General features: G+C 39.2%; 13 protein-coding genes. 7 read left to right on the top strand and 6 right to left on the bottom strand.

Features of this window, described 5'->3' with window-relative positions; all coding sequences use genetic code 11:
- Positions 1 to 190: 190 nt before the first annotated feature.
- The 4 genes from EM308_RS05710 to EM308_RS05695 form a co-directional block, all read right to left on the bottom strand.
- Complete coding sequence (locus EM308_RS05710; RefSeq protein ID WP_035634241.1) at positions 191 to 2,125, bottom strand: OmpA family protein; 1,935 nt, start codon at positions 2,123 to 2,125, stop codon at positions 191 to 193.
- A gap of 14 nt (positions 2,126 to 2,139) precedes the next feature.
- Positions 2,140 to 3,051, bottom strand: coding sequence for a PorP/SprF family type IX secretion system membrane protein (locus EM308_RS05705; RefSeq protein WP_035634438.1), 912 nt, complete (start codon positions 3,049 to 3,051; stop codon positions 2,140 to 2,142).
- A gap of 76 nt (positions 3,052 to 3,127) precedes the next feature.
- Positions 3,128 to 12,604 (bottom strand): gliding motility-associated C-terminal domain-containing protein, encoded by a 9,477-nt coding sequence (locus tag EM308_RS05700; protein WP_070261795.1) that lies wholly within the window; start codon positions 12,602 to 12,604, stop codon positions 3,128 to 3,130.
- Positions 12,601 to 12,918, bottom strand: coding sequence for a hypothetical protein (locus EM308_RS05695; protein WP_035634236.1), 318 nt, complete (start codon positions 12,916 to 12,918; stop codon positions 12,601 to 12,603). The genes EM308_RS05700 and EM308_RS05695 overlap by 4 nt, the downstream gene beginning before the upstream one ends.
- A 762-nt stretch (positions 12,919 to 13,680) precedes the next feature.
- On the opposite strand from EM308_RS05695, the gene EM308_RS05685 reads away from it, so the two are divergent.
- From EM308_RS05685 to truB, 4 genes are all read left to right on the top strand, one after another.
- Positions 13,681 to 14,556: a cell division protein FtsX gene (locus tag EM308_RS05685; RefSeq protein ID WP_035634230.1), complete on the top strand. Its 876-nt coding sequence runs from the start codon at positions 13,681 to 13,683 to the stop codon at positions 14,554 to 14,556.
- Between the two features lie 92 nt (positions 14,557 to 14,648).
- Positions 14,649 to 14,888 (top strand): DUF3098 domain-containing protein, encoded by a 240-nt coding sequence (locus EM308_RS05680; RefSeq protein WP_035634228.1) that lies wholly within the window; start codon positions 14,649 to 14,651, stop codon positions 14,886 to 14,888.
- 75 nt (positions 14,889 to 14,963) lie between these two features.
- The gene (locus EM308_RS05675) at positions 14,964 to 15,761 is read left to right on the top strand and encodes an undecaprenyl-diphosphate phosphatase (RefSeq protein ID WP_035634225.1); all 798 of its coding nucleotides are present in this window, start codon (positions 14,964 to 14,966) and stop codon (positions 15,759 to 15,761) included.
- On the top strand, positions 15,761 to 16,459 hold the full coding sequence (truB, locus tag EM308_RS05670) for a tRNA pseudouridine(55) synthase TruB (protein ID WP_035634222.1): 699 nt from the start codon (positions 15,761 to 15,763) through the stop codon (positions 16,457 to 16,459). The genes EM308_RS05675 and truB overlap by 1 nt, the downstream gene beginning before the upstream one ends.
- A 271-nt stretch (positions 16,460 to 16,730) precedes the next feature.
- On the opposite strand, the gene EM308_RS05665 is transcribed toward truB, so the two are convergent.
- A complete protein-coding gene (locus EM308_RS05665; RefSeq protein WP_035634219.1) occupies positions 16,731 to 17,351 on the bottom strand; it encodes a thioredoxin family protein in 621 nt (206 codons plus the stop codon).
- Between the two features lie 380 nt (positions 17,352 to 17,731).
- On the opposite strand from EM308_RS05665, the gene pyrH reads away from it, so the two are divergent.
- The 3 genes from pyrH (at position 17,732) to EM308_RS05650 (ending at position 21,689) form a co-directional block, all read left to right on the top strand.
- Positions 17,732 to 18,439 carry a UMP kinase gene (pyrH, locus tag EM308_RS05660; protein WP_035634216.1) on the top strand — a complete coding sequence of 236 codons (708 nt, stop codon included), beginning with the start codon at positions 17,732 to 17,734 and terminating at the stop codon, positions 18,437 to 18,439.
- A gap of 70 nt (positions 18,440 to 18,509) precedes the next feature.
- Positions 18,510 to 19,073: a ribosome recycling factor gene (frr, locus tag EM308_RS05655; RefSeq protein ID WP_035634213.1), complete on the top strand. Its 564-nt coding sequence runs from the start codon at positions 18,510 to 18,512 to the stop codon at positions 19,071 to 19,073.
- A gap of 117 nt (positions 19,074 to 19,190) precedes the next feature.
- Complete coding sequence (locus tag EM308_RS05650) at positions 19,191 to 21,689, top strand: DUF5686 family protein (RefSeq protein WP_035634210.1); 2,499 nt, start codon at positions 19,191 to 19,193, stop codon at positions 21,687 to 21,689.
- Positions 21,690 to 21,953: 264 nt separating this feature from the next.
- On the opposite strand, the gene EM308_RS05645 is transcribed toward EM308_RS05650, so the two are convergent.
- Positions 21,954 to 23,714 (bottom strand): SusD/RagB family nutrient-binding outer membrane lipoprotein, encoded by a 1,761-nt coding sequence (locus tag EM308_RS05645; protein WP_051877647.1) that lies wholly within the window; start codon positions 23,712 to 23,714, stop codon positions 21,954 to 21,956.
- Positions 23,715 to 23,718 lie beyond the last annotated feature (4 nt).

The raw sequence follows: 23,718 nt of genomic DNA, 5'->3' as shown, positions 1-23,718 counted from the left end.
CATTAGACAGGGTATATTACACGATTCAAATCACAAAGAAAAATTGAGAAAAATAAGCCGTTACCTCATTAAAAACTAGACTACCACGATCTATAAATTCAAAAACAAATCAGTAATGGTAATTTCTCAAAATAATTATATCATTGCAACTTACCCATGCCAACGCCCTATCAATAATGTGCCCATACCTTTAAAACTTCTTTATGATAAACTCCGAACGTCTGTTCTTTTGGTGTTCTTCTTCTGTACAATTCGACTTAACGGTACCTTCACATCCGCAATCGTTTAGCAATTGCGATTCACCATATCCTCTTCCCGTTAGTCGTTTTTTGCTGATGCCCTGTTTTACCAACCAGGCTATCGTGGATTTGGCTCTTCTGTCGGATAAGGCCATATTGTAGGCTGCTGTGTTTCTACAGTCAGTATGTGAGCGTACATCTATTGCAATTGTAGGGTACTGTCTCATGGCTTCGGCAACTTTGGACAATTCTACTTCTGCATCAGGTCGGATATTGGACTTGTCCAAATCGAAATAGATTATTTTGATATCCAAGTTTTTTGCCAGATCATCCCCTAAGTGTGCTCTCTGTTGCTTTATTGTCAGGTCTGCCTTGGTTTTTCCCGTTGCCATACCGGTCGTTACCGGCTTTTCAGCAACATCAAATCCTTCTTTTTCTGTTTTTACTTTATATAAGCTACCACAATCCACTGTTCCGAAGTCGTACAGACCATCAGCCTTGGTCTGAACCTCTCTCACAAACACTCCCTTGCTGTCATATAAAATCACTGCCGCACTTACTGGTTCGCCTGTAGACACATCAGTGATTCTTCCGTAAATGTTTTGTGTGCATTCCTCCGCAATTGGTTTGTACTCTTTAAGTTTGTAGATGTCGTCATTTCCTACTCCCGCTGCCCTGTTCGAACTGAAAAAACCCATCTTGGTTTTGGTATCGATCAAAAAGGCAAAATCATCACTTGAACTGTTTACAGGCTCTCCCACGTTTATCGGGTTTTCAAATCCACCTTCTTTTTTAGGCTTGGCGATAAAAACATCCAGACCTCCTAAACCGGGATGCCCGTCCGATGCAAAATATAGTTCGTTTTCCCCGCTTATAAACGGAAAGGTTTCCTTGCCCTCGGTATTGACTGTTGGCCCCAGATTCATAGGTATTCCATAGCTGTCATCTGCGTTAATGCTCACCATGTAAATATCCGATGCCCCTATCGAACCAGGCATATCCGATGCAAAATACAGGGTCTTTTCGTCAAGGCTTAATGCCGGATGCGCCACATTATAATTATCACTGTTAAAGGGTAACTCTTTGATATTTTTCCAATCATCCCCGTCTTTGGTGGCTTTATAGAGTTTTAACAACGTAATTTCATTTTTGTCTTTCCCTCTCTTTCTGTCGGTATAATTGTTTCGGGTAAAATATACCGTTTGTCCGTCTTTGGTAAACACGGGGGTCGATTCGTTGTATTTAGTATTGATCCTTCCTCCAAATTTGGACGGTTTATCAAGTGAACCGTCTTGAAGTAAATCGGCAGCGTATAAATCAGTATAAGACTGACCATCCCATGAATTTTCTCCTTTCTTTGCTCGTGATGAGGCAAACACAATCTTTTTACCATAAAAAGCACTTCCATAATCCGACTTGTCGGAATTAATCCCGGAATCTCCAATGGTGTATCTGCCCGAATTTTTACTGATGATCTCAAGGTAGTTCTTTTGTTCCGCTGCCAAACGCGCCCTGCTGTCCTGATTGTTCATTGTATAGAACGCATTTAAAAGCTCATCTGCCTTGGCATAATTTCCAGTGGCTTTCAGCGACTGGGCATAGCGGTAGTAATATTCGCTTTCTTTTGCATCGGGAAGTGCAAAAAGTTCTCCATACCATTTACAAGACTTCTCGTAATCTGCCTGAAAATAGTACGCATTGGCCAATTTTTTCAGCATGTCTGCCGATTTGTAGCCACGATCAAATACTTTTTCGTACACTTTTATGGCGTCTACATAGGCGAATTTATCATATTCTTTGTCTGCTGCCGCAACCTGATTCTTTTGTCCATAAACTCCATAAGACAACAAAACGGCAGCCGCCAGACATTTAACTGTTTTTCTCATAATCTACTTAAGTGTTAAAAGAATCTTGGTGATACAATTCCACCATCTTTATTTAAAAATTCAAACCTCAGGAATATTTCGTGCGACCCAGAATTATAATTGGCCAGCTTTGTGGTTTCCATGTCATACCCATAACCGATGTACATTCCCGGTGTTACCTGAAAACCCGCCATGGCACTCACGGCTGCATTCCATCTCCAGGCTACACCCAGCACAAATTTCTCATTGAACATGAAATTACCCGACAAATCAAGCTGCAATGGGGCACCTTCAACTGCCTTGAGTAAAAAAGCAGGCTTGAATTTTATTGACGGGGACAGATCAAACACGTGTCCTCCAATCAAGTAAAAATGCATTTTTTCCATATACACGGCACGATCGCTATCCGAGTATTTCTTGTCTTGGAAAAAATTGGGAATCGATAATCCTATATAGGTATTGTCGGAATAAAAATAAACTCCGGCTCCTATATTAGGATTGAAATCATTGGTGACAGACTGCAAATAAGCATCACCGGGATTGTAAATATGCAGCTTATTCACGTCAAGACTGAACAAATTGGCCGAACCTTTAACCCCAAAAGCCAGTTTATAGAATGCGGATGTTTCGATAGTATAGGATAAATCGGCGGAAATAGTGTTGTCAGTTGTAGGTCCAATCTTATCGCCAACAAAAGACAAACCCGCTCCCAATCCCGAATAACCGATAGGCGAACTTATCGAAAAAGTGTTGGTAACCGGAGCGCCATCCAAACCAACCCACTGGTTTCTGTGTAATCCAAATACGCTCAACGCTCCCCTGCTCCCCGCATACGCCGGATTCACATTGGCCGTGTTGTACATATACTGGGTGTATTGTGCATCTTGCTGGGCAAAAGCCCTTACGCTCGCAAAGATTACTAATGACAGTAAAAATATCTTCTTCATTGTATTCATCATTTTATTTTTTTTATTTCATAATAACTCATCGGGGTTCTACAACCCCGATGAGAATTAATTACTGTTATCTGTTAAGGAATAGGTAGCCCGAACGGGTTCTTGCAACTCCAGAATTGTTAACATATCTCAAAACGTAGAAGTAAGTACCCGACGGTAATCCTTCAGACTGCTTAACGACATTTTTGCCTTCTGCAAAACCTCTGAAGAAGTTTCCATTTTGACCATAACCCTCAGTTGAATAAACTTTAACTCCCCAACGATTGAAAACTTCCAATGTATTATCAGGATAATTTTCTAATCCGGTTATAGTAAACACATCATTGTTTCCGTCATCATTTGGCGTAAGAGCGTTAAAGACTTCGACGTCATTAACTACTACCGTAACAGTTGCTGAATTGCAATTTGTCGGATTCAGTTTCTCACAAATGCTGTAAACTACTTCATAAGTACCTGATGGCGTATTAGGTGCTACTGTAATTGTACCGTCAGGATTCAATGTTAATCCTTCTGGAACAGTCACTCCTGTTAAATTTACATCTGACAACTCAACCGGTACTCCGTTAAGGGTATCATTAGCCAAAATATTTGGCGTTGTACCTCCGTCTTCTCTACTTATTGGTGTTGCACTGTAGTCATCGTCCACTGCATTAATTACAGCCGGGGCAACTATTACCGTAGCAATTGCTGTATCACAATTGGTTGGGTTCAACTTCTCACAGATGGTGTAAACCACTTCATAAGTACCTGCTGGCGTATTAGGCGCTACTGTAATTGTACCGTCAGGGTTTAATGTTAATCCTGCTGGAACAGTCACACCCGTTAAGTTTACATCTGACAACACAACCGGTACTCCGTTAAGGGTGTCATTTACCAAAACTTTTGATTTTGTACCTCCTTCTTTTCCACTAATTGGTACAGCTCTGTAATCATCGTCAACAGCATCAATTACTGCATAACCAACTGCTATTTTAACAGTTGCCGTATCGCAATTGGTCGGATTCAGTTTCTCACAGATACTGTAAACCACTTCATAAGAACCTGCTGGGGTATTTGGTGCTACCGTAATTGTACCGTCAGGGTTTAATGTCAATCCTGTTGGAACAGTAACTCCCGTTAAGTTTACGTCTGATGGAACAACCGGTACTCCGTTTAGGGTGTCATTTACCAAAACATTTGGTGTTGTTCCTCCACTTTTTCCGTTTATTGGTGTTGCACTGTAATCATCATCAACCGCATCAATTACTGCCTGACCAACTGCTATTTTTACAGTTGCCGTATCACAATTGGTTGGGTTCAACTTCTCACAGATGCTGTAAACCACTTCATAAGTGCCTGCAGGCGTATTTGGAGCCACTGTAATTGTACCGTCAGTGTTTACTGTTAATCCTGTTGGAACAGTAACTCCCGTTAAGTTTACGTCTGACAACACAACCGGCACTCCGTTTAGGGTGTCATTTACCAAAACATTTGGTGTTGTACCTCCTTCTTTTCCGTTTATAAGTGTTGCACTATAATCATCATCCACCGCATCAATTACTGCCTGACCAACTGCTATTTTAACAGTTGCCGTATCGCAATTGGTTGGGTTCAACTTCTCACAGATGCTGTAGGTCACTTCATAGGAACCTGCTGGCGTATTAGGCGCTACTGTAATTGTACCGTCAGTGTTTAATGTCAATCCTGCTGGAACAGTCACTCCCGTTAAGTTTACGTCTGATGGAACAACCGGCACTCCGTTTAGGGTGTCATTTACCAAAACATTTGGTGTTGTACCTCCGTCTTTTCCGTTTATCGGTGTTGCACTGTAATCATCGTCAACCGCATCAATTACTGCCTGACCAACTGCTATTTTTACAGTTGCCGTGTCGCAATTGGTTGGGTTCAACTTCTCGCAGATACTGTAAACCACTTCGTAAGTACCTGCTGGCGTATTAGGATCTACCGTAATTGTACCGTCAGTATTTAATGTCAATCCTGTTGGAACAGTAACTCCCGTTAAGTTTACGTCTGATGGAACAACCGGCACTCCGTTTAGGGTGTCATTTACCAAAACATTTGGTGTTGTACCTCCGTCTTTTCCGTTTATCGGTGTTGCACTGTAATCATCGTCAACCGCATCAATTACTGCCTGACCAACTGCTATTTTAACAGTTGCCGTATCGCAATTGGTTGGATTCAGTTTCTCACAGATACTGTAAACCACTTCATAACTTCCTGCCGGTGTATTAGGATCTACCGTAATGGTACCGTCAGGGTTTAATGTTAATCCTGTTGGAACAGTAACTCCTGTCAAGTTTAAGTCTGATGGAACAACCGGCACTCCGTTTAGGGTGTCATTTACCAAAATGTTTGGTGTTGTTCCTCCGTCTTTTCCGCTTATCGGTGTTGCACTGTAATCATCATCAACCGCATCAATTACTGCCTGACCAACTGCTATTTTAACTGTTGCCGTATCACAATTGGTTGGGTTCAGTTTCTCACAAATGCTGTAAACCACTTCATAAGTGCCTGCTGGTGTATTAGGATCTACCGTAATGGTACCGTCAGGGTTTAATGTCAATCCTGTTGGAACAGTCACTCCCGTCAAGTTTACGTCTGATGGAACAACCGGCACTCCATTTAGGGTGTCATTTACCAAAACATTTGGTGTTGTACCTCCGTCTTTTCCGTTTATCGGTGTTGCACTGTAGTCATCATCAACCGCATCAATTACTGCCTGATCAACTGCTATTTTAACAGTTGCCGTGTCGCAATTGGTTGGGTTCAGTTTCTCACAGATGCTGTAAACCACTTCATAAGTGCCTGCTGGTGTATTAGGATCTACCGTAATGGTACCGTCAGGGTTTACTGTCAATCCTGTTGGAACAGTTACTCCTGTTAAGTTTACGTCTGACAACACAACCGGCACTCCGTTTAGGGTGTCATTTACCAAAATGTTTGGTGTTGTCCCCCCGTCTTTTCCGTTTATCGGTGTTGCACTGTAGTCATCATCAACCGCATCAATTACTGCCTGATCAACTGCTATTTTAACAGTTGCCGTATCACAATTTGTCGGGTTCAGTTTCTCACAGATGCTGTAAACCACTTCATAAGAACCTGCTGGTGTATTAGGATCTACCGTAATTGTACCATCAGTGTTTACTGTCAATCCTGTTGGAACAGTAACTCCTGTTAAGTTTACGTCTGACAACACAACCGGTGCTCCGTTAAGGGTATCGTTTACCAAAATGTTTGGTGTTGTCCCCCCGTCTTTTCCGTTTATCGGTGTTGCACTGTAGTCATCATCAACCGCACAAATAACAGATTCTATTACAACAATATTAGACGCAGATGACACACATCCTGATGCAATATTTGTAATTGTTACTGTATAGCTTCCTGTTGGTGCGCTTACCAATCCGCTTCCGGATACCATTACGCCTGCCGATGGACTAACCACATAAGTGTAAGTCGCAGCATCATAAGCATTGATCTGGAATTTTCCGTTTGGCGATGCACAACTTGGCTGTGTTACCGTGCCCAATGTAGGCGCAGCTGGAGCCGTTGGTGCTGCATTTACAACTGCCGCTGCAGATGAATCCGACTCACATCCGGAAACCTTGTTTGTTATTTTCAATGTATAGCTTCCCGCTGATGCCGTTACCAATCCTGTTGCAGATACCGACACTACTGATGGCGTAAAAGCATAAGTATAAGCCGTCGCATCATAAGCGTTGATCTGGAACGTACCGTTTGGAACCGCACAGGTGGTTGGCTGGATTACAGCTCCCAATACTGGTGCTGATGGAGCTGATGGAGCTGCATTTACAACTGCTGCTGCAGATGAAGCCGACTCACATCCGGAAACCTTGTTTGTTATTTTCAATGTATAACTTCCCGCTGATGCCGTTACCAATCCCGTTGCCGATACCGACACCACTGATGGCGTAAAGGCATAAGTATAAGTCGCTGCATCATATCCTGTAATCTGGAACGTACCGTTTGAAACCGCACAGGTGGTTGGCTGGGTTACAGCTCCGAATGTCGGTGCAGCTGGTGCAGTCGGTGCAGCATCTACTGTTACACTTGCCGATGCAGGTGAAGTACAGCCTGATGCTTTATTTGTTATTGTCACCGTATAAGTTCCTTCAGGTGCTGTTACCTCTCCACTTCCTGATACTGTTACTCCTGTTGATGGATTAACCACATAAGTGTAAGTCGTCGTATCATAAGCGTTGATCTGGAACGTACCGTTTGGAACCGCACAGGTGGTTGGCTGGGTTACAGCTCCCAATACTGGTGCTGATGGAGCTGATGGAGCTGCATTTACAACTGCTGCTGCAGATGAAGCCGACTCACATCCGGAAACCTTGTTTGTTATTTTCAATGTATAACTTCCCGCTGATGCCGTTACCAATCCCGTTGCCGATACCGACACCACTGATGGCGTAAAGGCATAAGTATAAGTCGCTGCATCATATCCTGTAATCTGGAACGTACCGTTTGAAACCGCACAGGTGGTTGGCTGGGTTACAGCTCCGAATGTCGGTGCAGCTGGTGCAGTCGGTGCAGCATCTACTGTTACACTTGCCGATGCAGGTGAAGTACAGCCTGATGCTTTATTTGTTATTGTCACCGTATAAGTTCCTTCAGGTGCTGTTACCTCTCCACTTCCTGATACTGTTACTCCTGTTGATGGATTAACCACATAAGTGTAAGTCGTCGTATCATAAGCGTTGATCTGGAACGTACCGTTGGGAACCGCACAGGTGGTTGGCTGTGTCACAGCTCCCAATACTGGTGCTGATGGAGCTGATGGAGCTGCATTTACAACTGCCGCTGCAGATGAAGCCGACTCACATCCGGAAACCTTGTTTGTTATTTTCAATGTATAGCTTCCCGCTGATGCCGTTACCAATCCTGTAGCCGATACCGACACCACTGATGGCGTAAAGGCATAAGTATACGTCGCTGCATCATATCCCGTAATCTGGAACGTACCGTTTGGAACCGCACAGGTGGTTGGCTGGGTTACAGCTCCCAATACTGGTGCTGATGGAGCTGATGGAGCTGCATTTACAACTGCTGCTGCAGATGAAGCCGACTCACATCCTGAAACCTTGTTTGTTATTTTCAATGTATAACTTCCCGCTGATGCCGTTACCAATCCCGTTGCCGATACCGACACTACTGATGGCGTAAAGGCATAAGTATAAGTCGCTGCATCATAACCTGTAATCTGGAACGTCCCGTTGGGAACCGCGCAGGTGGTTGGCTGGGTTACAGCTCCCAATACTGGGGCTGATGGAGCTGATGGTGCCGCATTTACAACTGCCGCTGCAGATGAAGCCGACTCACATCCGGAAACCTTGTCCGTTATTTTCAATGTATAGCTTCCCGCTGATGCCGTCACCAATCCTGTTGCCGATACCGACACTACTGATGGGGTAAAAGCATAAGTATACGTCGCTGCATCATAACCCGTAATCTGGAACGTACCGTTTGGAACCGCACAGGTGGTTGGCTGTGTCACAGCTCCCAATACTGGTGCTGATGGAGCTGATGGAGCTGCATTTACAACTGCCGCTGCAGATGAAGCCGACTCACATCCGGAAACCTTGTTTGTTATTTTCAATGTATAGCTTCCCGCTGATGCCGTTACCAATCCTGTAGCCGATACCGACACCACTGATGGCGTAAAGGCATAAGTATACGTCGCTGCATCATATCCCGTAATCTGGAACGTCCCGTTGGGAACCGCACAGGTGGTTGGCTGGGTTACAGCTCCCAATACTGGGGCTGATGGAGCTGATGGTGCCGCATTTACAACTGCCGCTGCAGATGAAGCCGACTCACATCCGGAAACCTTGTCCGTTATTTTCAATGTATAGCTTCCCGCTGATGCCGTTACCAATCCCGTTGCCGATACCGACACTACTGATGGCGTAAAGGCATAAGTATAAGTCGCTGCATCATAACCTGTAATCTGGAACGTCCCGTTGGGAACCGCGCAGGTGGTTGGCTGGGTTACAGCTCCCAATACTGGGGCTGATGGAGCTGATGGTGCCGCATTTACAACTGCCGCTGCAGATGAAGCCGACTCACATCCGGAAACCTTGTCCGTTATTTTCAATGTATAGCTTCCCGCTGATGCCGTCACCAATCCTGTTGCCGATACCGACACTACTGATGGGGTAAAAGCATAAGTATACGTCGCTGCATCATAACCCGTAATCTGGAACGTACCGTTTGGAACCGCACAGGTGGTTGGCTGTGTCACAGCTCCCAATACTGGGGCTGATGGAGCTGATGGAGCTGCATTTACAACTGCTGCTGCAGATGAAGCCGACTCACATCCGGAAACCTTGTCCGTTATTTTCAATGTATAGCTTCCCGCTGATGCCGTCACCAATCCTGTTGCCGATACCGACACCACTGATGGCGTAAAAGCATAAGTATAAGTCGCTGCATCATAACCCGTAATCTGGAACGTACCGTTGGGAACCGCACAGGTGGTTGGCTGGGTTACTGCTCCCAATGTAGGCGCAGTTGGCGCAGTCGGCGCAGCATCTACTGTTACACTTGCCGATGCGGGTGAAGTACAGCCTGATGCTTTATTTGTTATTGTCACCGTATAAGTTCCTTCAGGTGCTGTTACCTCTCCACTTCCTGATACTGTTACTCCTGTTGATGGATTAACCACATAAGTGTAAGTCGTCGCATCATAAGCGTTGATCTGGAATGTACCGTTTGGTGCAGCACAGGTAGTTGGCTGTGTCACTGTACCCAATGTCGGGGCCGATGGTGGTAAAATAGCAGAGTTAACTACTAAAGCAGTTGCCGGAGACATACATGTTCCAGCTGAAGCTGTAACATCATAAGTCCCTGGTGTTAATCCTGAGAATACACCTGTACTATTAGTAACTGCTGCTACTACAGGATTTGTTCCTGTAACAGTGTAAGTAATACCTGCCGCTACCGGAGGAGCTGTAACTGTTATAGTACCAGTCGCTACTGTACATGTAGGCTGTGTCACATTAGCTGTTGGTGCTGCAGGAGTAGCAGTATTTACAATAGTAAAAGTTGCCACAGAAGTTCCTGAACATAATCCATTCACAGTATATTTAAATGTATAGGTTCCAGCTCCAGCCTTAGAGGGAGACCAAAAACTACCTGCTAGCTTTCCACTGTTGGTTGTTTCACTCCAACTACCATATGTATCAGCACCAGCTGACAAATAATTGTCTAAGTTAACATCAGGAGAGCTCGTACATACATTTATTGTTTGATTAGTACCTGCATTTGGATTAGATGTATTGGATGTGATAGTAAAATCCAATACTTTATCAATACAATTATTAGGTGCATTAGAAGTTAAATGTACATGATAAATACCTGCATCGACAGCTCCATTGAATGATGGAAAATTTAAAATATTGGACGTACTCAACACAGTAGGGTTGGTTCCTTTAGTCCATGAATAATTCATATTTGCCATCCCATCAACACTTAACTTCCCCGCTTGTCCATCACACAGATTGAGAGGATTTACCTTTGGCTGATTAAGGGAATTCAAATCAACCGTAAAAACAGCTGTATTGGAACAATCATCAGTAGCATGGAATTCATATTCCCCTTCCTGTAAATTTGTAAAAATATTACTAGTGCCGTTGTTAACTGTGAAAGAAACGCCATCTTTCTTAACAATAGAATAATTAATATTGCCAGTAGCACCAGAAGCAGACAATACAACATTCGCTAAGCTACTTGAACACCAAAAGACGAAAGCCTTATCAATCTTAATTGCATTTGCACCTATTTCAAATTCATCTAAAGGAGTTACACATTGTCCAGAAACAATATCATTGGCCAAATTAGCAGGAGGTATAGGGCTGGTAAAATATCTTGCGAGCCTGAATTTACCAGTTTTGAAAAAACTTCCACTGACACCGGTTAATCTTCCATTTGAATCTTGATCGGTAACTAAAATCCACGTACTGCTTGCTGCATTCCACTGTTCCAAACGGTAGGTCACATTTGAGTAACCTGGAATATTATTGGTTACCGCACTAAGAGTAGTATAAAATGAACCACACTGTTTTGACACATTAAATGTATAAGATGGCTCATTAACTGCATTTGCAGTATATGTAATTGTATGATTTCCACAGTCATCAGTATAATCAACAGTATAAGTTCCAGGATCAACATCCTTCACTAAAATACGGAAACCATTTCCTGTGATACTTACTTGCGATGCAGGAACCACAACACCTCCGGGCCCCGTTACTGTTACAGATGTAAAATGCCCAGGGTTTTTATAAAAGTCAAACGTAACCTTACCAGGGGTGCAGGAAGCATATGTTAGAGGCGCAGGATTAGCGTATGACACTACAGGAATAGTAAAAGTCGCTCTCCTAGTAATACCACATGCATCTGTTACGTCTACTTCATAATAACCAGGTTCATTAGCAGTATTAGCATCTCCAAAACTATGGAAGTTTCCAGAAGCATCAACCGATGGATTATTTGTGATAGTTGATCCGGCAGGTTTTGTAACAATTGCAAATGTGTAAGGACCATTCATAAATTTTTCTTTCAAGTTTATATAATGTCCTCCACATTGAGTATTACCCAAACTAGGTTCAACGCGAGAATACTCATTTATGTTTTGAGTAAAAGAAAATACTGTACCACACGCATCTGTTATTTTAAGATTGACCGAATAAGCCTTATTATCGTAAAATGGAATTACGTCATTCACATCCAAAGTACTAGAGTTACCAGAATTGACAGTTCTATTAATAACTGTATCTGCACCTCCGTCTGGATCTGTTATGGTATATTTTAAATTTAAAGGATATGCTATATAAGTATTAGTTCCGAATGTGTTAAACCACTTAATCTGACCACACCCAGATAATTTATCCGCAAGATAATTCCTTGTAAAAGTAACAGAGCCCGCATTCACCAATACATCAATACCATAACTTTGATTACACGCATCTGAACCAACAATATGGTAATTTCCCGGAGGAACATTTGTAAATACATTTCCTGCCTGAGTTTTTGAATATGCCGGAGTACCTGGCAAATTTGTCAATGTATAGGAGACAACTGTCCCTTTTGTGACATTAAGTGTTATGTCTCCATTACAGGAACCGCCTGTTGAAGAGGTGAATACTGGCGATGGAGGTACTTGATTGGCAATCGTAACAGTTTGTTGCTTTGAACTGCTATTACCCCCAAATGACTGGGTTGCCACTACTGTATATGTTCCTGCTGAAAGACCAGACACAACTTGATCTGTGGTATTTAACAAACTTGTATCAGGTTTTGTTATGGAATATGTAATTATTGATCCCGCTACAGTATTTGATGTAGTGATAGTTAACGTTCCATTATTTGGACATGTTTCAGCTGACGGTGTCACACTAAGCGTAAAATCAGACAAAGCTTGTGCCTGCATCGAAAAACTTGTCAATAGAAACAACACAAAAAACCATGAATAATCTAAGATATCTCCTAAAGAGGGGCTTTTAATTAAAGTATTTGCTTTCATAGTTTTACAATTGTTTTATTACCCAAAAAGACACTGAAGTCTATATCTTTATTGACAGAAAATATATTTCTTGGAACCAAATTCCCAATATCGATTGGAATTGGACCGATTAATTCTGAAGCTCGAATTCCTTTTGCTTCTATGATAAAAGCTTTAAGCGGATTTACCATATAAAAGGGTCTTCTATCAGCAATACAGTCATAAGGATTACCCTTGTTTTGGGCAACCATAGACATAACTAGGACATACAAATTATTTCCTACCAAACAAGAGGCAAGAAAAACAAACAATAGAAATGTAATTTTTGATTCCATTTTTTTAAATTTAAATATTGAATAAATCCTTGGCTAAAGCTCAATAAAAAGGACTTACTGATTAATTTTTGCAAATTTAGACCGCTTCAACTCAACTGTTTGTAGCCCGACTACCTTAAAAAAAGTAGCACTAGTTCTACATTGTAAAACATTAAAAAAGATAAAAACAAAGAGATTTTGATTTTGAAAAATGGGATCTAACTTAAGTACGAAGTGAGATTATTCAATAAAATAAGAGGAGTTACATACTATTTGAAAAGCAATACTTTCTCCTTTCAACTCTAAACTCGGAATAAGTACAAAATCTTAAAATGTAACAAAGACTAAATTCGAACCAAAAAAAAACTAAATAAATTAATGATAGTAGATTTCTAATATTGAATTCGAACTTAAAGTTTCAAGCTTTGATTCAAAAATCTGCACTGGAATCAGAATTTTTTATTGGGAATTGTAATGCAAAGCGAGAACAATGCCTCCAAAAAAGCTACCCGAACGATAACGCAATGCCATTAAGTCAAGGGGGAAATAAAAAAGAGCAATCAAAATCAGTAGATTACGCAGGTTTTTCCCTCTTTTTTTCTGCGGAAATCTGAGACTCGATCGATAGCGAGCAGGCGAAGCAAATCATCTTGCTCCTAGAAAAAACATCGCTAGAACTCGGGTATAATAACATATTTTTGCAGTAAAGTGTAAACTTTGACCGTTATTAACTTAAAAAAAAGAAATTGTTTGTTATTTTTACCCCATAATTATTTACATCCTATGAGTTCATCGTTCGAAAAGTTTCAAAAGCGCAGATTAATTTCTTCCTATTTTTCAGTAGTGCTAAGTATCGCCTTAGTATTGTTCCTATTGGGTATATTGGGATTTTTTATCATCAATTCCAAAAAATTGGCCGATGATTTCAAAGAAAAAATTGCAATGACCGTTTTTTTCAAAAACGAGGCCAATGACAGTATTGTGAAAGCTTTTGGACAAGAACTCAAAGCAACCAAATTTGCCAAAACTTTTGTTTATGTTTCCAAAGAGCAGGCAGCAAAAGAACATTCGGATATTATTGGTGAAGATTTTGTAACCTTTTTGGGGGAAAATCCTTTGCAAAATTCCTACGATATTCACTTAAAAGCCGATTATATTGTTCGTGACAGCATCTCCAAAATAGAGACCCGCTTACGCAAAAATGCAATGGTTTCGGATATTGTTTATGACAAACAGTTGGTCAACTTAGTAAATGACAACATCAAGAAAGTAAGTATGTGGATTCTTATCATTAGTGGTTTCCTGACTGTTGTAGCAGTACTTTTAATCAACAGTTCATTGCGTCTTTCTATATATTCTAACCGTTTTATCATCAAAACGATGCAAATGGTGGGCGCGACCAAATCCTTCATCCGAAGACCTTTTGTGATGCGTAGCATAAAACTGGGAATGATTGGTGCCGGAATTGCCATTCTTGCTTTAATTGGGGTACTTGCTTATTTGGAAACCAATTTCCCAGACCTTGGTATCATGGACGACAAACTAATTATTGGACTCGTTTTACTTGCTGTTTTTGGAGCAGGAGTTTTGATTACATGGCTGAGTACTCACTTTGCAACGCAACGTTTCCTGAATTTAAGAACAGATGATCTATATTGATTTAAGATTTTTGATTTACGATTGTCGATTTTTGATTTAAACACAAACTTAAAACAGTAGGAATGAGATTGTTTCGTTCCTCGCAATGACAGATGAAAAACGAAGAACACAAACACGAATTTCTTTTTGAAAAAATAAACTATAAAATTCTATTAATTGGAATTGGCGTAATTACCCTTGGATTCATACTTATGTCTGGTGGCGGAAGCGATGATCCTAATGTTTTTAACGATTCCGTTTTCGATTTCCGAAGAATTCGCTTGGCTCCTACCACAGTTTTAATTGGTTTTGGAATCACTATTTATGCTATTCTTAAAAACCCTAAAAAATAGTAAGCAGTGATCAGTAATGAGTTTGCAGTATTAGCAAACCTAAAAACTGATCACTAAAAAACTGATCACTACAAAATGAATACACTACAAGCTATCGTTCTTGCAATTATTGAAGGAATTACTGAGTTTTTGCCTATTTCCTCTACAGGACACATGATTATTGCTTCTTCCTTTTTCGGAATTGCACATGATGATTTTACAAAACTTTTTACCATCGTGATTCAATTGGGAGCGATTTTATCAGTATTGGTTTTGTATTTCAAACGCTTTTTTCAATCTTTTGATTTTTATTTCAAATTGCTGGTTGCTTTTATTCCGGCAGTTGTTTTTGGATTGCTTTTCAGCAAAAAAATAGATGCTTTGCTAGAAAATCCGGTGACCGTTGCCGTTTCGTTATTAATTGGCGGTATTATTTTATTGAAAGTGGACCAATGGTTTAATAAACCTGATGTCTCTGATAATGCTCAGGATATAAGTTATGGACAAGCCTTTAAGATTGGTTTGTTCCAATGTTTGGCAATGATTCCAGGTGTTTCTAGAAGTGGTGCTTCGATTGTTGGCGGAATGTCACAAAAACTTTCGCGCACCTCCGCAGCTGAATTTTCTTTTTTCCTTGCAGTACCTACTATGTTGGGTGCTACCGTAAAAAAATGCTACGATTATTACAAAGATGGATTTGTTTTAAATGATGATCAAATCAATTTTCTAATCATAGGAAATATTGTTGCTTTTATAGTCGCTCTTTTGGCTATTAAAAGTTTCATCGGGTTTTTGACCAAAAACGGATTTAAGGTTTTTGGTTATTACCGCATTATCGCTGGGCTTATTTTATTGGCAATTCATTATTTTATTCATCCTTTGACCGTACTTTAATGACAACCGAAGATTTTTTAAACGGCCAAGTCCTTTTAATCGACAAACCTTTACATTGGACTTCTTTTCAGGCGGTCAATAAAATCAAATATTTGCTAATCAACAAAGCGGGTTTACCCAAAAAATTCAAGATTGGGCACGCAGGAACTTTGGATCCTTTGGCGAGCGGTTTATTATTAATCTGTACGGGAAAATTCACCAAAAGGATTACCGAATTGCAAGGCCAACCAAAAGAATACACTGGAACTTTCCACATTGGAGCCACTACTCCATCCTACGATTTGGAGACAGAAATAGATGAAACTTTCGACATTTCACATATCGACGAATCACTTATTCACGAAACCGTAAAACAATTTTTGGGCGAAATTGATCAAAAACCACCCATTTTTTCGGCTATAAAAAAAGACGGAAAACGACTTTATGAACACGCCAGAGCGGGAGAAGAAGTTGAAATTGCTTCAAGAAAAACTACTATTCACGAATTTGAAATCACCCGAATCGCTCTTCCTGAAATCGATTTTAGGGTAGTTTGCAGCAAAGGAACTTATATCCGTTCCCTAGCTTATGATTTTGGAAAAGCTATGAATTCCGGTTCGCATTTAACAGCTTTGCGTCGTACCAAAATTGGTGATTACAATGTAGCAGATGCTGTAGATGTTACCCTGTTCGAACAAAGTCTATTTCCTCAATTGTAATCAAAAAAAAACATTACAAAATCAAGTTGAATTTGCAATGTGTTTTTTAGTCAAAGTAATAGTTATTCCATACTTTTTTAAAATTAGTTAATAATGGGTAGCACTTTCATTTCCGAACAGTAAATTCGATACATAATCATAAAATTTGTCAAATAATCTTCTCATACGACACTTATTTAATTGTTAAACATATTTAATACAACATCAAAAAAGGGGGTAAAATAGTAAATTTTATTGATTATCAGTAATTTACAACTTTTTAAACAAACTATTACATACAGACACATTCCTCTACAGAGGCAAACATCATCTCAACGACTTCGTTTTGAACAGACAATCCTTTGTCATGTAGATACCATAACTGTAATTGTGTTTTGGCTTCCTCATTTACAACACCAAACTCTGCTTTGTAGTTTTTAATTAGGTCGGTAGCACCTTGTGGTCTTGGCCCCCAATGATTGCAAACCACACCTGCTTCCTTGTCAATGATAAGTAATTTTGGGATTGCTCTTGCTCCATTGGTCAGGTATTTATTCATCAATTCATCGTTTGAATCACGGAAAACAATTCTCAAATCGATTTTATCCGTCTCCAAAGCCATCTTATTCAATATCGGCAAAATTTGTGCAGCATCACCACACCACCCTTCGGCGATGACCAACCAGGTATATTCTTTTTCAAAAGATTTTAGTTTTTCTTTTATTTCATCAGGAACAACAAGCGTTTTATCCAGACGTCTCAAACGGATTTCATTTAAAGTGCTGTACTGCAACAAATCTTCGGACTGTTCACTTCCAGTTGACTTTCCTTCAAACAATAAATCGGAAAGTATTACTTTAAATTCCGAATAATTACAACTATTAAACAATGATTTTTCTATCAATTTTTCCATAGCGAATCCTTTTTTTGTGGCATAAAACCGGCACGTCTCCATTGGTGTACACTACAATCTCGACATGCCTATTTCATTTTACAAGTTTATTTGATGCAAAAATAGATATATGTTTTTTTTTAAAATGTGATAAAAATCACCTTTAAAAAAAACAAAAAGAAAAGTTAACTTTAAGAATATTACAAGCGATAACAAATTAATCCTTAGAGGTAAACAACATTCATTTGAAAATGCAAAAACTTAATTCAAATATTTAAGAGCACTTTTTTCAAAAAAAACAGATTATGTCTATATTTGCACAAATTTGACAATACTGAACCTTGTCAATGATGCAATTAACCTTAGCTAAAGGTGAGAATCTAAAAAAACAAAACTAACCGATGAAATACAAAAGAATTCTTCTAAAATTAAGTGGTGAAGCTTTAATGGGCGATTTACAATATGGAATTGACCCAAAACGATTGGCCGAGTATGCCGATGATATCAAGCAAATTCATGACAAAGGAGTAGAAATTGCTATCGTAATTGGTGGTGGAAACATTTTTAGAGGTGTTGCGGGAGCCAGTTCTGGAATGGACAGAGTTCAGGGTGACTACATGGGAATGCTGGCTACGGTAATCAACGGAATGGCATTGCAAGGGGCACTCGAAGACAAAGGAATGAAAACTCGTTTACAAACGGCTCTTAAAATGGAATCAATTGCTGAGCCTTATATCAAAAGAAGAGCTGATCGTCACTTGGAAAAAGGAAGAATCGTTATTTTTGGAGCAGGAACCGGAAATCCTTATTTTACAACAGATACTGCTGCCGTTTTACGTGGTATCGAAATCAATGCCGATGTTATTTTAAAAGGAACTCGTGTTGATGGCGTTTATGATTCGGATCCGGAGAAAAACAAAGCTGCAGTAAAATTTGATTTCATCTCTTTTGAAGATGTATTAAAAAAAGGATTAAATGTAATGGATACCACAGCCTTCACTTTGAGTCAGGAAAACAAATTGCCGATAGTGGTATTTGACATGAACAAAGAAGGCAATTTATTAAAAATTTGCGAAGGACAAAATATAGGAACAATTGTTAATATATAGTTTATCGTTTATGGTTTGTTGTTTATAGTTAACTACAAACCATAAACTACAAACAACAAATAATAAAATTATGACAGAAGAAATTGAATTTATACTAGATAGTACTGAAGAATCCATGTCGGGTTCTATCGAACATTTAGAAAAAGCTTTTTTAAATATTCGTGCAGGAAAAGCATCACCGGCTATGTTGGGAAGCGTTTTTGTTGATTATTACGGGTCGGCTTCACCACTTTCTCAGGTATCAAAAATAAGTACACCTGATGCCAGAACGATTACGCTTCAGCCTTTTGAAAAAAACATGTTACATCCTATTGAAAAAGCAATTATGGTTGCCAATCTTGGGTTTAACCCAATGAATAACGGAGACATGATTATCATCAGCGTTCCACCTCTTACTGAAGACAGAAGACGCGAGTTGGCAAAACAAGCAAAATCTGAAGCAGAAGATGCCAAAATTAGCGTTAGAAATGCGAGAAAAGACGCTAATACAGATATCAAAAAACTTGAAAAAGAAGGAACTTCTGAAGACATTTGCAAAAGCGCCGAAGAGGAAGTACAAAACCTAACTAATTCATTTATCAAAAAAATTGATGAGCTTCTAGCTGTAAAAGAAGCCGAAATAATGAAAGTTTAACCTTTGGTTTAAATAAATATAAAATCTGTCTCGTTTTTTGGAACAAGACAGATTTTTTTATTTCTATTTTTGCCACAGCAAATTGTAACTGAACTTTTTTTTGCAACGACCCGTATTATGAAGCACTTTTTAATATTGTTCTTCTTTTTTACGCTTTCTCTTAAAGCGCAATTTCAGGTGAACGGAATTGTCAAAGATGCTGTAAACCAGAAAGGGCTTCCTTTTGCTTCCATTCATTCAAATGACGGCTCCAATACAGTATCCGATGTAGATGGAAAATTCAGTATTACTTCCAAAAACCAAATTTCGTTTTTGACAATTTCGTATGTGGGCTACCAATCACAATCTATCGCTGTAGATATCAATCAATTGTATTACAAAATCCTACTTCAGCAAAAAACAAATTCGCTCAACGAGGTACGGGTTTCTAATATCAATCCAGCCTTAGCAATCATTAAAAAAACCATCCAGAACAAAACCAAAAACAATCCGCAGGAAAAACTCAATAGTTTTGAATTCAAATCCTATAACAAGCTCATTGTTACGGCAAATCCGGATTCCATTAACGGAAAAATTGATTCGGTTTTTACGATAAATCCATTTGGAAAACATTTCAAAAAATTGGATTCCACCGATTACAAATTCAAACAACTTATCAGGAAACAACATTTGTTTCAAACGGAAAAAGTATCTCATTACCAATATGACGGAAAACGGCTGAAAGAAACTATTTTAGGAACCAAAATGTCTGGTTTCAAGCAACCGGTTTACGAAATCCTCTCTTTTAATCTTCAGTCGTTTTCCATATACGATTCTAAGTATGAACTTTTTGAAACCAAATACAACAGTCCAATTGCCGACAACGCATTGACTGATTACAACTTCAAACTTTTGGACACGGTAGCAATCAATGGCCGAAATACCTACATGATTCATTTCAAAAACAAAAAAAAGAAAAAGGCTGCCGGACTGGAAGGAATACTCTATATCGACCAGGACAATTACGGCATTGCCAAAGCAATCATGCGTATCAAAGGCATACTGGACATTAGCGGAACCCATGAATTCACGTACATTCCTGAGGAAAATTTATGGTTTCCTTTCCAAAAAAAATTTAAAATCGTAAAAGGAACAAACGATGATGACATAAATATATTAGGAGGTACTATTCAATTTGACGGTGACATCGAAGATAATTTGCGAACCCGAAAAAGAGTCGAATCGGATTATATCTATCTGTATTCTCAAACAAGCAATTTTGATGTCGCATACAACTCTCCCGTAATAATCAATAAGCCAATTGTTGCAGTCGAACTCAAGGATGAGGCTATAAACAAACCAGAAAGCTTTTGGGAACAATACAGAACGGAAAATCTTGACAGTCGCAGTCAAAAAACCTATTTATTGGTTGACAGCATTTCGATAAAAAAAAGAATCGAAAACAGGCTAAATCTTGGCAGAAAAATCCTTAGTGGTTACCTCCCCTTTAATGCTTGGGATTTTGATTTACGCAAATTAATCAGTTACAACAATTACGAAGGGCTACGATTGGGAATTGGCGGAATTACAAACAACGCTTTTTCAAGCAAATACAGACTAGAAGGTTACGGAGCCTATGGCTTGAGAGACTATAATTTTAAATACAATCTTGGTGTTGGCGCCCGGGTTGACAAATTTTCCAATACTTGGATTGGAGCAAGTTACACGGATGATCTTCGGGAAATTGCCAGCACGGATTACGCTGTTGAACCAAGAAGTTTTAAAATATACGATCCGCGTTCGATCAATTTCAGTACTTTTTACCGATATGAACAATGGAGAATTGCATTGGAATCCAAAATTATTCCGAATACAGAAAGTGCTTTGATTCTTGCCAATACATTTGTGACACCAAAATTCAATTATACATATAACCTCAACGGGACTTTATACGATAAATACACCATGACCACTGCATCGGTTTCTATAAAATGGAGTCCTTACAGCGACTATATGCAAACTCCAACTGGTCGAATCGAAACCGAAAAAAGATATCCAAAATTCACTTTTCAGGTAACAAAATCAATTCCAGGTGCCTTGAATAATGATTTTAATTATACTAAAATTGATTTTAAAGGCGAATACCTAATCAATCATTTAGACGGTCAGCACACCTACTTTCTGTTTGAAACCGGAGGTGCATTTGGCGATCTTCCGCTACCTCAACTTTATAGCATTTCACCAAATAACCTAAACCAGGAAACCATTTTTCAGCGAATTACTTTTGCCGGAAAAAACAGTTTTGAAACGATGTTTTTCAATGAATTTTTCTCTAGTGAATATGTTTCGTTTCAGTTCAAACATGGTTTCAAGCGAATATATCTTCTCAAGAAAATAAAACCGGCAATTGATTTTGTAACCAGAATGGCTTGGGGAAACATCAAGAATCCTGAAAACCATATTGGCATCGATTTCAAGCCCATGAACAAAGGCTTTTTTGAATCGGGACTGGAATTCAATCAAATATTCAACGGATTTGGAATTGGCAGTTATTATCGTTATGGACCAAACCATCTAAGCGATTTTAAAGATAATATTGCCGTAAAACTTACTTTCATTCTTGATTTGGGGATTTAGTGATAGCCGAAAATTACACACTTGAGCAATTATTGCTATTAAGTTAAGCATTTCTTTCAAGTTTATTTCTAAATATAATTCTCGCAAAGGAATAGACTCAAACTCTTGCGGATTTTCGAGAAAAAACAAAGCTTAACTTAATGGCATAAGCTCAAAAAAACCACACCATTTGGAAAAACAATCAGGATGAACGAAATAAAAAAACCGTCTCATTTTTTATGAGACGGTTTCTGTAAATAAAATTAAAGTTGATTACGACAATCATTAATTGAAGTCTGGCAACAATCCTGTTTTGAAGGTTATATCACTGTTGCGATAGTATGAACTTCCATCAGTTCTCCAAAAAATAGGAGAGGTAAAATTATTTTGATCAGAGACTTTTAAGAACTGATCTGTATTATTTGATAATTCAGAATTAGGATATCTAAGACGTTCTGGTTGTGGTTTCATCACTTTTCCGTGGAAAGTCATCGGTTCTAATCTTGGATGCCTTGTTCTTCTTAGTTCTCCCCATAATTCATAGGGATGCAAGATATTAATATGGATGTATTTTTGTTGCATAATAATTTCCATTTGATTATCCAGACTTCCGGCAGTATTAAAAGCAAGTTTTACGTTATTGGCATAGAGATCGATATTAGCAGCACTTGGTTTTACAGGACGAATAAGGTCTTTCCATGGACCAGTATAGTCTTTTCTATATTGTCCTAAAGCATTTAGCTTATACCAATAATCCGTAGAATGTCTTATTTCATCTACTATATGATCCCCAGCTGTCTTTCCGGTAGAGGCTAGCCCTTTGGCGGCAATTTCTGCCAAGATCAAATCAATTTCTCCAAGAGTAATCATATCAGCAGGAACATTGTTACGGGTCAACGTTACTTGATTGTACTGTGATTTTACATTTAGTCTTGCTGATTCTTCCAAATTAGTAGCACCGTTGAAATACAATTGTCCTGAGGTGGCTCCTGGGAATTCTACATCATTGGCATCCACATTCATAGAAGTACCCCTGTAGTCATTGAATTTGGTTGGAAAGGCAATAACAGGCAACCTAGGATCATCAATTCCCACTTCATAGGCTGCATTATGGAAATTCATTCGATTTAGGATTACGTTGGGAATATGAGTAGAATAAACTGTTTCATAAATACCTCTTTGCCATGTTCCTCCACCAGGTAGATCTGCCGCTGCATCGATATGTGGCAGAACAAAAGTTAAGTCTTCTTTAGGCAAATTTGCCATAGCGCTAGTGATATGTCTTTTTGCAAAAGTTGCATCAACGGCAGCTAATTTAACGGCAAATCTTAGACGTAGCGCATTGGCATATTGTGCCCATTTAGTTACGTCCCCCTGTAATGCGATATCTTGAGTTTTTAGCAAATTGATGGCAGCAGGCGACATCTTGGAATAAATCCCAGGCAATTCACCAGCAATTTGTTCTAATTCGTCTAAAACCGATTTATAGACATCTTGTGGATTGTCGTATTTTGGAAAAAAAGTTCCTTGCACCCCTTTAAAGGCCTCGGTATAAGGAATAGAATTATAAAGATCCACATTTCGAAGGGCTAGCCAGTCTTTTGTTATGGTTAATAGTTTCAAATAGATAATATTATCATCATATTCTTTGCCAGACATCGTAGCAAGCTCTTTTTGGATAATGGGCCAGTTTCGCATGCGCACATAATAATCATTAAACCAAGAGAAGCCACTGTCATCAAATCCATTACCATTTACCACATCATCGTAATCAATATACCAGGCATATCGAGAGGTGATCAGACGGTGGGTAATTTGGGCATAGCTAGGCATTCCATTACCACTCATCTGCCACCACATTTCTCCATAATCACCAATATAAAACTTATACTGTAATAAGGCGCTAGTAAACATCCCTGAGACCAATTGTTCGTCTTTTGGTGTGTATAATTGAGGATTGTTGAATTGTTCCTCCAAATTATCCTGACAAGACCAAAGTGTAGTCATTGAAAGGGCAACTAACATTATTTTTTTTATACTGTTCATCTTT

The sequence above is a fragment of the Flavobacterium gilvum genome (assembly GCF_001761465.1).
GTDB classification, from domain to species: Bacteria; Bacteroidota; Bacteroidia; order Flavobacteriales; family Flavobacteriaceae; genus Flavobacterium; species Flavobacterium gilvum.
The sequence above is the reverse complement of the archived record's forward strand: the minus strand, read 5'-3'. Positions and strand labels throughout refer to the sequence as shown.